Raw genomic sequence first — 11525 nt, forward strand, 5'->3', positions numbered from 1 at the left:
AATCAGCTTCGTTCAGACAATACACAGACTCCAAATTTACGTTAGCCGTTTAGAGAACTTAGCATATCAAGCGCTGGTGCTGCTTTGGTTGCCCTATCGCTCTCCTAGCGGTATACGGATGTTTTCTAGTTGGTAAGAGAAGCCCCCATGACACGCAATCCTTTACAAAATTCTAATGATTTGCCAACGTCTGACCAGGCTCCTATTGCCAGCCCGCAACCTTATCGGTGGCAGGGGTGGCGGCAGGGGTTGGCTTACTTTTTGTTAACTCTCACGGGTACGGGCGCAATCTTTTTAGCCAGCCGTAATGTCTCTTCTGGTGCGGTGATGCCTGCTCCTTTGGTTAGCCAGGTGCCGCCTGCCGGATCAAATCGGCTGCTGAGTCAAACGGGCACTAACTTCATTGCCGCTGCGGTTGAGCGGGTTGGCCCTGCGGTTGTGCGCATTGACGCCTCACGTACCGTTACGCAGCGCCGTCCTAGGGTGTTTGATGATCCGTTCTTTCGGGAGTTTTTTGGTGACTTTGGCGTGCCCGAAGCGCCCTCAACCCGGGTGGAACGGGGTACAGGGTCGGGTTTTATTATTGATGCCGATGGCTTGATCTTGACGAATGCTCATGTGGTTGAATCGGCGGATGAGGTTGTTGTCACCTTAAGAGATGGGCGGGAGTTTAGGGGCGTCGTTGTGGGGCAAGATTCGTTGACGGATGTTGCCGTCATTCGCGTTGAGGCGAGCAATTTGCCCACGCTGTCAATGGGGGATTCGGCAGCGATTCGCCCCGGTGAGTGGGCGATCGCCATTGGCAATCCTTTAGGGCTAGACAATACCGTTACCGCAGGCATTATTAGCGCTACAGGCCGCAGCAGCGCTCAGGTACAAGTTCCTGATAAGCGGGTTAGCTTTATTCAAACCGATGCCGCGATCAATCCGGGCAACTCTGGCGGGCCGCTGCTCAACGATCGCGGTGAAGTCATTGGCGTCAATACGGCCATTATTGGCGGTGCCCAAGGGTTGGGGTTTGCAATTCCGATCAATACGGCGCTAGACATTGCCGAACAGCTAATTGCCAATGGCCGAGTCGATCATCCCTATCTAGGGGTGCAGATGCGGACGTTGACGGAACCCCTGCGAGATTCAATTAACGCCAATCCGCGAACCCGTCTGCAAATTACGGCTGAGTCTGGCGTTGTTGTACTGGGAATTGTCCGTAATTCCCCGGCTGAGCAGGCGGGCATTGAACCAGGAGACGTGATCGTTAAAATTGACGACACCCTGATTACTGAGGCTGAGCAAGTACAGCAAATTGTCGAAGAAACAACCATTGGTCAACCGCTGCAAGTTGAACTCAACCGTTCTGGCCAAACGCTGAGGCTAGACGTTAGTCCAGCCCCCTTGCCGCAAACGGCGCAGCGGCGTTAGCGTACTGACAGAGACAACGTCATTCTTCAGCAAGGGTAAGCGATGAGCCAACCTTTAGAAATTATTCAACTGGGCCATCTGGGGCTACGGCAGGTGGCTCAGCCCGTGGCCGAAATTGCAGACGAGCGCTTCCAGCAGCTCATCGATCGCCTGATTGTGACCGCCCAACAAGCTAAAGGCGTGGGGATCGCCGCCCCGCAAGCCGCCTACAGCGATCGCCTGTTTATTATGGCTTCGCATCCCAATGCCCGCTATCCAGACGCGCCGACAATGCCGCCGACCGCCTTGATCAACCCAGCCCTGATTGCTCATAGCGATCAGCGGGTGAACGGTTGGGAAGGGTGTCTGAGCGTTCCGGGGATTCGGGGGTGGGTACCGCGCTACAGCGAAATTGAAGTGGAATACTGGGATCGCTGGGGCGATCGCCAGCAGCAGGTACTAACCGGATTTTTAGCCCGGATTTTTCAGCACGAACTGGATCACCTCAATGGTCTGGTGTTTTTAGACCGGGTGGAGCAAACAACCGACCTCGTCAGCGAACAGGTGTATCAAGATCGCATCGTTGGGACGCCACCCCCAGCTTGAGGATCCACTCAAATTCGCAGCCTAGCAGCGAAACAAACCCAACTAAATTCTGCCGCGCCAGTCTAGCACCTGCTCGGCCTGGTAAGCGCCAAAGCTACGGATGGCTTTGAGTTCAATTTGGGCGTAGGTGCCTGAGCTTAAGTGGCTACCGCTGATGGGCAAGCGCCCCAGATTGAGGACAAAGCGGTTGTGGTTTAGGCTGATGAGTTCGGCAGGTACGACATCTTCATAGCGGCTGATGTAGCGGGTGCGCGGGCCATCGCTGCGGTTGGCGGCGGTGGTGCTGTAGGTAAGGTAAAACTGAGTTGTCAACTGCTCGGCCTGCCCGCCCAAATCGACTACCGCCACCTGAAATTGGTTGCTGCGGCCTGAAATTTCTCCCCAGGCAAGTTGGGTGGCTTCGCTGGCTCGCAAAGCCTCCTTCACGGTGTAGGTTGTCAGGTCATCTGAGAAGGCAGCGTCCCCCATCACCCAGAGCGCTGCCGAAAAATCAGGCTCTACCTGGCCGTTGTCTTGTAAATTCAGCGTCACGTCAGTAGCGGCAAAGTCGCTGAGGGGGCGCGATGCTGACCAAGTGAGGGCAAAGCGCCCTTCTACCCGTCCGGCATAGGCTCGGTAAGTCTCGGCAACGATTGAGCCAGGAGCCAAAAGCGATCGCGCTCCGCTCTGGGTCTGCCACAAATTTTTAGAAAGCCGTACGGGTTCGGTCAGTTGAACCAGCGATCGCGTCTGGCTGGGCTGCTCGGCTAGCAAAGGCTCTAGCTGATTAATTAGGGCAACTTGCCCTGGTGAACCCTCGCGGCCATCGCGGCCATCTTGGCCGTCGCGACCTGAATCGCCATCGCGACAGGTATACTCGCGGGTTCGGCAACGATAATCAGACTGGCCGGGGGTGCCTGTACACTGGCGCACTTGCCAGCGGCGATCGTAACAATCACACCCTGCGGCTCCCTGTCCGCCGCGCCCACCGCGCCCCGCTCTGCCTCCCTGCGCGTCCACAAAAAGACGCTGCAAGTTGACCTGCTCAGCATAATAAATGCTCAGAGCGCCGCCATTGCCGCCATCACCGCCATCGCCACCATCACCGCCATCGCCGCCATCGGCTGCCTGCAAATCATAATCTCTATCGCGTGGCTGACGAGAGCAAGACGGGCGATCGCCATTTTCACCATCTTCCCCCGCTTCGCCGTCGCCACCCCGCAAAAACAGCGTTTGTCCGGCTCCGGTTGCCGTCACCGTCTGACTGGCTCCCGGACGTCCGCTTTGGCCGTCGCGCCCGTCGCGGCCATCACTACCGTCAGAGCCAAAATGCACCACCCGATCGGCCCAGGCCGCTACCGTGCAGCTATCAATCAGCGATACTGAAACCACACATAAAAGAGCGATCGCGATCGCCAACAGCCCAAATTTTTTCAACCGACGCATGATAAACCCATCCAGCTCTGCGGATAAAAATAGTCAGTATCAGTAGTTTCACTGATTTGACGTTTAATTCCGCCAAAAAGCTCCTGAGTACCCGGCAAAACTTTACACCGCCAGCAACCGCCACCAGCGTTGAGAGACGGCAAAGGCTGCAAGCCGCTGGTAGAAAAGCTTTCCTTTAGCCCTCTAGGCTCAAACGTTAGCTATAGCTGCTTAAACGGGGGGGTGGCTCTACCTAGCCATTGCGCCCCCAAAATCAGCCTTAGGCGGCAATTGGTTACTCCAACCATTCTGGCGGTAGATTTTGTCAATTCTTCAGGCAACTTCAAATTACTTCGTGTTATTTTGTCTATGAACACATTGCTATGAGTGATGGCTGCGATCGCGCTAGCCACCAAGGTTAAGCCACTTAAAAGGCTGAAAACCTCTAACAGCAAGCCTTTTGTCTTGGCTTTAGCTATATCGGGCAGTTGTTCAAAGTTTCCAAAGTGACCGACTAATTCACTGAGCAGGTTGGCTGTCGCAGTGTTTTTTTTAGCTCGGTCGTCGCCAACCTGGTTTTTGCTTGATTCTGCTTAGTTCTGAAAAACAGGGGTTTTGATGGATACCACCACCACGCTGGGACTTATTGCCGGATCTTTAACCACCCTGGCTTATTTACCTCAGTTGATTAAGACCTGGAAGACAAAATCAGCCGAAGATATTTCTTGGGGCATGTTAATTACTTTGTGCCTGGGCATTTTGCTGTGGCTGGTGTACGGCTCCTATATTCATGACCTGCCCGTTATTTGCGCCAATGTCGTCACCCTGGCGCTGGCTTCTATTATTTTGGGGCTTAAAGTTTATTACCGCTCATTGCGCAAGGCATAAGTCAGCGTGGATCGCTAGCCAAATGCAGGGCGGCTGCTGGCTGGTATAGTCTACTCGATGGCGACAGTGAGCCGGAATGAGCAAATAATCGCCTGGGTTGAGCGTGTAGCGATCGCCATCTTCGTAGGTGACAACCGCCTGCCCCTGTAGCAGCACTACCCACTCCGCTTGTGGTTGGTCGTACCACTGACCAGCAGGCGTTTGCTGGCCGCTAGAAACGATGCGCTCAATCAAAACCTTTTCGCCCCGTGCCAGCGGTTCAAAACATTCCGCTTCTGGCAGCGACCCAGCCAACTGAAAAAGGTTATTCATCTGAGGGCGGCAAAATTCGAACTCTGGCAAACTTAAGACCGTTGACGCCCTGTAGTGGCTCAACCAAGCCTTGCTCAATGGTGTCTTCTACCCAGCCTTCGCGGTGTAAATAGTGCAAATACTGGCGGTACTCGTTCCACTCGTCGGCGGTAGAGTAAACAATGGTTAACATGCCGGGTTGGGTAATGCGCTGGCGACCTTGGGTATCGACGGCTTTGTCAATTCGTTTTTTGACAATTTCGTAACGAGTATCGCGTGAGCCGCGCACTTCAAATAAGCGCTCGGTGGCCTCGTCGTGGGAGATATCCACGGTAGAATCTTGCACCAAAACCAGATGGGTGACTTCTAAATGGGTGTCGCAGGTTTCTTTCAGATGAAACGCCACTCGGCCACAGTCGCAGACGGCTCTAAGCTGCTCGTAGCGGAGGCTACGAAGCTGAAAAGGCGAAAACCCTGGATCAATGGATTTGCCAACGTAGAGCATGTGATCGATGCCATCGGTGGCTTCTACGTCGCAGTAGTGCCGCGTAATCGCCTGCATGTTCTCTTGCCAGCGCGTCCAAGTGTCGCGTAGCAGGTTGTTAATGCGCTGAATGGTTTTGTCGTAAATCGATCGCGCGGTATAAACACATTGCTGCTCGTTGTCACAAGCGTCGCGATAGGCGGCGACGGCGGCGGCGGCGGCGGGGCTGCAACGGGCAAAATAGTCGAAATTGGGTTCTAAATTTTCGCTGAGGTAGCGGATAAAGGTAACTTCAGCATCTACGGTGATGCCCTGCTTAATTTTTTCGACGTGGCTAAGTAAGTCGAGGCGAAATTGCTGGGCAAAGGCATAGGGCTTGGTGCTGCAAACCGCTTCAATGATCGATAAAGCCAGCTCAAATTGAGCCAGCAGGTCAGACTGAATGGCTCGATTGCGTTCGCTCGACGACCCGCGAATATCTGAAATGCCGTATAGCGGATACACGTCTGTAAAGGCGATGGGTTCGGGTGGCAAGCCCCAACTGCGGCGTTCGGCTTCTTCTTCAAAGCGCCAGCGAACTGAGCTGTGAATGTTGGTAAAGCGATCTTGAGTGGTGTAGCGCATGGCGGCGGTCAAAGCGGGCACGAGCGTAGTGGCGTTGTGAACGTCGCGGTTGTCAAAAGCATAGGCGCGATCGCTGGCCATGCCCACCAGTCCTAAAAGCCGCCGAGCCATGCTGCCTGAGTGAATAGACTTGGTCACTAGCGGAATAATCAACAGCGATCGCGCTCCCCGGTCGGCAATCGATTGCTCACAGGGGGTTAGCGTCACAGCAGAGAGGTCTGGAATATTCAGCACGGTGCCGCGCTCGGCTGCTTTTAAAAATAGAGAGGTTTGCAGCGATTCAACTGAATAAGAGTGAACCTGCCACTTAGACTGATCGAGGTCGGTAAACAACTTGGCCTGTTCGTTTTCAGCGCTCATAATCAGGCTATCGGCAGCGCGAAACAGCCCCCGCATTAGCTCATTGGCGCGGCTAAACTTGTGGGGTTGCAGCACCGACTCGCGCCCAATTAAAAGCTGAACCAGAGTGTTAATGGTTTCACGCTCAGTCACTTCGGTGCCTTCTAGCAGCAGAAAGCCCGTTACGCGGTAGGGGTGGTGTTGCAGTTGTTGCAGACAGATCCATAGCGGCGATTCTGTTTCGTAAAGCTGCGCCATGACGTGCTCTAAAGTGGGTTGTCTGCCCAAACACTGCCGTAGCGGTTGTTCTAAGTCGGGCGAGAGCGCTTGAACTTTGAGGCACTCACTGCTAAGTCTGAGTTCAACTTTACAAAGCAGTTCGCTCTGGGTTTGGCGACATGACAAAATAACAGGTTCTTCTAGCAGGCGGGCAGGCAGCAGCGATCGCTGAGGATAGAGATAAGCCAAAATCGCCTGGAGTAAATGGTGCTGAAGAATTTGCTGAACCCGAGTTTGCTCGTCTGGCAGCAACATATCTAGCAGCCCAATGCCACTATCACCGCTGGCAACAATGGCAGATTCAGCAATGCCCACGGTTTGGCAAAAGCACTGATTGGCAAACTGAAGCTGTAGCGTTTGCGGCTCTAGAATGGCCATCGGCAACCGACTATGCCGTTTTAATAAATTAAGCCAAGCTGCCGCCGAGGGTGGGGCAAATGGCTCAGCCTGACTGAGCGCCGAAACTGTAGCCGCAGGCGATCGCATATCGGCTGGTGGCTCAGCCTGAGCAGCGATCGCGTGCCTACCTTCATGATGGGGTGCGTCAGGCGACGGGGGCATAGGCGAACCTATTAAAAACTACTTTTAGCCTACCCCCTAATTCCCGGCTAAGTATACAAGAATATCCCGCTACTGAAACAAGCTTTATCTGCGTGAGCCTGAGAAATAAAAATTGTGTAGCTCCGCTCGATCAATCCGGTGCTAGGCCAGTCAGCGAGTTCTGAACCAAACCCTCTAAAATAGAAAAACCGACTGTGCCCTAAGCGAGTTCTCTGGCTTAGCGCCAGCTATGATTTGATTCTGCTGAAGCGAGACACCCTTTTCTTATGTTTGAAGCCCTCTCTGAGCGTTTAGAAGGAGCCTGGAAGAAACTACGCGGCCAAGACAAAATCTCTGAAGGTAACGTGCAAGAAGCGCTGCGGGAAGTGCGGCGGGCGCTACTGGAAGCCGACGTTAACCTACAGGTCGTTAAAGAATTTGTTGCTGAGGTTCAAGATAAAGCCCTGGGGGCAGAAGTTGTTCGCGGCGTTCGTCCTGACCAGCAGTTTATCAAAATCGTTCACGATGAACTGGTGAGCCTGATGGGGGATACCAACGAACCCTTGGCGCAGGCTCGTACAGCGCCGACCATTGTACTGATGGCAGGTTTGCAAGGAACGGGTAAAACCACCGCTTCAGCTAAGCTGGCTTTGCATCTGCGCAAACAAAATCGCAATGCGCTGCTGGTGGCTACGGATGTCTACCGTCCGGCAGCGATTGATCAGTTGGTGACTTTGGGTAAGCAGATCAATGTGCCTGTCTTTGAACTGGGGGCAGAGGCCAACCCGGTAGAGATTGCCCAGCAGGGGGTGGCTAAAGCGCGTCAAGACGGTATTGACACGGTCATTATCGACACGGCAGGCCGTCTGCAAATTGACCAAGACATGATGGCCGAACTGGCTCAAATTAAAGAAACCGTCAACCCGAATGAGGTGTTGCTGGTTGTAGATGCGATGACCGGGCAAGAGGCGGCTAACCTCACCCGCACCTTTCATGAGCAGATTGGCATTACTGGGGCAATTTTGACCAAAATGGATGGCGACTCGCGCGGTGGTGCGGCGCTGTCAGTGCGGCAAATTTCGGGTAAGCCGATTAAGTTTGTGGGGGTGGGCGAAAAGGTTGAGGCGCTACAGCCTTTTTACCCTGAACGGATGGCGTCGCGTATTTTGGGTATGGGCGATGTGCTGACCCTGGTAGAAAAAGCCCAAGAAGAAGTCGATTTAGCTGATGCAGAAAAACTGCAAGAAAAAATTCTAGAAGCTAAGTTTGATTTCAACGATTTTCTCAAGCAAACTCGCTTGATGAAAAATATGGGTTCCCTGGGCGGCATTATGAAGCTGATTCCTGGGATGGCGAACAAAATTTCGAGTGAGCAGCTAGAACAAGGGGAAAAGCAGCTTAAACGGGTGGAGTCGATGATTAATTCGATGACGCTGCAAGAGCGCAAAAATCCTGAATTGCTTTCTAGCTCACCGAGTCGTCGTCGTCGCATTGCTGAAGGTTCTGGCCATAAAGAAAAAGATGTCAGCAAGCTAATTAGCGATTTTCAAAAAATGCGATCGCTGATGCAGCAAATGGGTCAAGGCTCGATGGGAATGCCCGGTATGGGTGGCTTTCCGGGGATGGGCGGCGGCTTTCCAGGGATGGGCGGCGGTGGTATGCCCGGTATGGGGGGCGGTGGCCCAGCGCCTGGGTTTAGAGGCTATAGCGGCCAAGCTAAGAAGAAGAAAAAAGCTAAAAAGAAAAAAGGGTTTGGACAGCTATAGGCGGCTAGCTTGCTCTCTTTTTTGAGCCATTGTTGGCTGGGGCTGAGGGGGTGGTCGGCAGGGGGATGAGTGCCCCTGCCGGGGATGGTGACGTTAGCGATCGCCTAAGCCCATAACCCGCTTGGTCAAAATTCGCATGACTTTGTCAGAGTCGGGAATGGGCAAAACGCCTGACCATTCGTGAATGGCGGCGTAGTGACGCTGATACATTTGCAAAACGTGATCGTTGACGACGAGCAAAGAGCCGATGGCGATGACGCGCAAAATTTCGGGTTTGTCGTCAATTGGCAGCGTTAAGGGGCTTAGCTGGCGGGCTGAGCGGGGAGAGTCTGTCATTGGTTTTTTCCTGTTTTGTTGGTGTTTGATCAAGAGCGCCCAAACACCAACAAGCCACCCCGTTGCAACTGCATAGCAAAGCGGGATGGCTACAGGATAAAATCGCCATAGCCTCCGTGCTGGCCTTGACAGCGTTGGGGGTTAGCTCTCTAGACAGTGTGGCTGCACGTCTAGGGAGCGCTTGGGTTGTTCGAGCGCTTAATGGGTGAATATACCGGAAGTGGAGCCAAGAGGCAACCGTAATTTTTGATGGTGGCTGAGCTTTGTTAGAGCCGCGCTTTCACGCCGCTACCTGAACCCCAAAACGCTACAAAGGCGATCGCTAATCTTCAAACTGAGTAATTTCAACTGAGCTTCAAGCTTCTTCAAACTTTCTTTTTAAAATTAGTAAGGATTTCCAAGTGATTTCTGGGAAACATGAATCAAACCTATTAGTTTCCTAGGGGTTTAGGCTTTGCTTTTCGATCCTGCATACTGCCGTACTGAGGGAGATGTTGAAAGTAAGCTCATTGTTCAATATCTGCTACCAGCATTAGGATACTCTCAAAAAGATTGGTATCAAGAAATTGCTCTTGGCAGTATTCGCCTTGATTTTCTTGCTTTTGCTGCACAGGTTATTCCTTTTGATTTGAGTGATGGATCACCTCTAAGTTTGGTTATAGAAGCCAAAAGCCCTCAACGAAAGCTAGACCCTTATGCTCGACGCTTGAGACAGTATCTAACAAGTCTTCATGCCAATCATGGAATTTTGACGAATGGCAAAGAATTTAGAATCTACGAACGATTTGGCGAGAGCCTCAGAATTTTATTCAAATGTTCTGGCACCGAAATTTGTGACAGGATTGAAGAAATTAAATATTACATTGGCAAAGAATCTCTAAAAGACAGAAACGCTAGAATTTCCCCTATAGAACCAGCTAACAACAATCGGAGGAGAAACGTGAAGGTTATTTCGGTATATCACAACAAGGGTGGCGTAGGTAAAACGACAATATCCGTCAATTTAGCTGCTGCTCTACGGAAAAAAGGCTATAGTGTTCTCTTAATTGATCTAGACTCTCAAGCCAATTCAACATTTGCCACTGGCTTAGTCAAATTTCAGTTTGAGGAAGACGACAATCTAAAAGACAATAATGTTTACCATTTACTTGAATCTGGTGACTTTAATTTTATTCCCGATGTCGCTCGTCAATCAAATGTATTTAATACACCAGAAATTGATGTTGTTCCTTCGCATATTAGCCTTATTCAAGGTCAATACACGCTAAATCAAATTAAAGCAAGTCAAACTAGACTTATTAAAAAACTCAAGCAAGAAGAAAAGAACTACGATTTTGTTATTGTTGATACGCCGCCATCAAGAGATATTTATGCTCAAGTTGCGCTGATAGCAGCACACCATTTAATTATTCCATCTGACCTGAAGCCCTTTGCAAATCAAGGACTTTCTAGTGTTCAGAGTTTTATTAAAGAAATTGATGAATTTAGAGAAAGCTTAAATAGAAAGCCTTTGAATATTTTAGGCGTGTTGCCTTCTAAAATATCAACAAATTCAAAGTCATTTCAAAACACCTTTCCTCGGCAAAAAGAAACAGTAGTTAGGCATTATGAACTTCCGGTGATGGATTCAATTATTTTTGAGAGAACTGCTCTGTCGCACTGTATTAACAAAACTTTGACTGTGGGTGATCTTGAAATCCCTGATCCGAAGTCTATTTTTGATTTTTCTAGGCAAGAGGTCAGTGCTAATCAATCGGCTGAGGAATTTGAGAATTTAGCGGAAGAAGTCCTTGAGAAAACGGAGAAAGCGTAATGGCTGAATTTGCTAAAGTTGACATTAAAGAAATTAGCTCTGATGTACCCCGCTCGAACTTCGATGAAGCCGAAATTGCTCATTTATCTGATGCAATTTTAGAAAGCGGTGGAATCATTCGACCAGTAGTTTTGAAGCAGGTAGATATTGACCAATATAAGGTGCTCGACGGCCATCTAGAATATTATGCAGCCGTAAGAGCACAAGAAAAAGATCCACGAAAAGCTGAAATGGTTAACGCTTTTGTCGTTACCACTAAGAATGAGAAAACGATTCAAAAGCAAATCGATGCTTTGAGAAAGGTTGATGATATTACAAGTGAAAAATCGATTTCAAAGCCGATAGCTTCTAATCAGGAAAACGATAACAGTGGTTGGATTACGAGCTTTGAGACAAGGTTGAGTCAACTTAGAGAAGAACTTTTTCAGGTAAATCGTGATAACGAAAGAAGATTGAAGAAGATTGAAGATAATCTTGAACCTCAAGCAGATCTTCTAGATCTACTGAATAGCCTTAGTCAAGAAAAGCTAGAAATAAAGCTGGCACAGTATGGAGTTTCTAACTATAGAAATCTCTCTTCCTTTATCTATGAAGCTCGTCTCAAAAAAGAGAAGAAAGCATTCTTAGATTACAAAGACGTAGTTTCATCAGTTAAAGGTTTAGGCGCGCAAAGAATGCTGTCTATAATCGATGGCTGGTCACGCATTAACCGGACTTAACCTTCATTTAATTGCTGTTGCGGCTTATTGCTTTCAGT

At 50.5% G+C, this 11525-nt stretch carries 10 protein-coding genes; 6 read left to right on the plus strand and 4 right to left on the minus strand.

Annotated elements, in window-relative coordinates; translation table 11 throughout:
- Window positions 1-147: 147 nt before the first annotated feature.
- Together ACTS3T_RS07655 and def are read left to right on the plus strand one after the other, a co-directional pair.
- Window positions 148-1419 carry an HhoA/HhoB/HtrA family serine endopeptidase gene (locus ACTS3T_RS07655; RefSeq protein ID WP_377967499.1) on the plus strand — a complete coding sequence of 424 codons (1272 nt, stop codon included), beginning with the start codon at window positions 148-150 and terminating at the stop codon, window positions 1417-1419.
- 42 nt (window positions 1420-1461) lie between these two features.
- Window positions 1462-2004: a peptide deformylase gene (gene def, locus ACTS3T_RS07660; protein ID WP_377967501.1), complete on the plus strand. Its 543-nt coding sequence runs from the start codon at window positions 1462-1464 to the stop codon at window positions 2002-2004.
- 42 nt (window positions 2005-2046) lie between these two features.
- Here def and ACTS3T_RS07665 read toward each other — a convergent pair whose 3' ends face one another.
- Window positions 2047-3429 carry a collagen-like protein gene (locus ACTS3T_RS07665; RefSeq protein ID WP_377967503.1) on the minus strand — a complete coding sequence of 461 codons (1383 nt, stop codon included), beginning with the start codon at window positions 3427-3429 and terminating at the stop codon, window positions 2047-2049.
- A 597-nt stretch (window positions 3430-4026) separates the two neighbouring features.
- On the opposite strand from ACTS3T_RS07665, the gene ACTS3T_RS07670 reads away from it, so the two are divergent.
- A complete protein-coding gene (locus ACTS3T_RS07670) occupies window positions 4027-4296 on the plus strand; it encodes a SemiSWEET transporter (protein ID WP_377967505.1) in 270 nt (89 codons plus the stop codon).
- On the opposite strand, the gene ACTS3T_RS07675 is transcribed toward ACTS3T_RS07670, so the two are convergent.
- Together ACTS3T_RS07675 and ACTS3T_RS07680 are read right to left on the minus strand one after the other, a co-directional pair.
- Window positions 4279-4608, minus strand: coding sequence for a cupin domain-containing protein (locus ACTS3T_RS07675; protein WP_377967507.1), 330 nt, complete (start codon window positions 4606-4608; stop codon window positions 4279-4281). The genes ACTS3T_RS07670 and ACTS3T_RS07675 overlap by 18 nt on opposite strands.
- Window positions 4601-6874, minus strand: a complete 2274-nt coding sequence (locus ACTS3T_RS07680) for a GAF domain-containing protein (RefSeq protein WP_377967509.1) — start codon at window positions 6872-6874, stop codon at window positions 4601-4603. Before ACTS3T_RS07680 ends, ACTS3T_RS07675 begins: the two co-directional genes overlap by 8 nt.
- Before the next feature lie 266 nt (window positions 6875-7140).
- Between ACTS3T_RS07680 and ffh the strand changes: the two genes are divergently transcribed.
- Window positions 7141-8619: a signal recognition particle protein gene (ffh, locus tag ACTS3T_RS07685; protein WP_377967511.1), complete on the plus strand. Its 1479-nt coding sequence runs from the start codon at window positions 7141-7143 to the stop codon at window positions 8617-8619.
- A gap of 93 nt (window positions 8620-8712) precedes the next feature.
- Here ffh and ACTS3T_RS07690 read toward each other — a convergent pair whose 3' ends face one another.
- A complete protein-coding gene (locus ACTS3T_RS07690; RefSeq protein ID WP_377967513.1) occupies window positions 8713-8955 on the minus strand; it encodes a hypothetical protein in 243 nt (80 codons plus the stop codon).
- 454 nt (window positions 8956-9409) lie between these two features.
- Here ACTS3T_RS07690 and ACTS3T_RS07695 point away from each other — a divergent pair, with 454 nt between their 5' ends.
- Both ACTS3T_RS07695 and ACTS3T_RS07700 read left to right on the plus strand, forming a co-directional pair.
- On the plus strand, window positions 9410-10768 hold the full coding sequence (locus ACTS3T_RS07695) for an AAA family ATPase (protein WP_377967515.1): 1359 nt from the start codon (window positions 9410-9412) through the stop codon (window positions 10766-10768).
- On the plus strand, window positions 10768-11487 hold the full coding sequence (locus ACTS3T_RS07700) for a ParB N-terminal domain-containing protein (RefSeq protein ID WP_462934899.1): 720 nt from the start codon (window positions 10768-10770) through the stop codon (window positions 11485-11487). Before ACTS3T_RS07695 ends, ACTS3T_RS07700 begins: the two co-directional genes overlap by 1 nt.
- The last annotated feature ends 38 nt before the right edge of the window (window positions 11488-11525 follow it).

Source organism: Almyronema sp. (assembly GCF_052168255.1).
GTDB lineage: Bacteria > Cyanobacteriota > Cyanobacteriia > Phormidesmidales > Phormidesmidaceae > Sphaerothrix > Sphaerothrix epifaneia.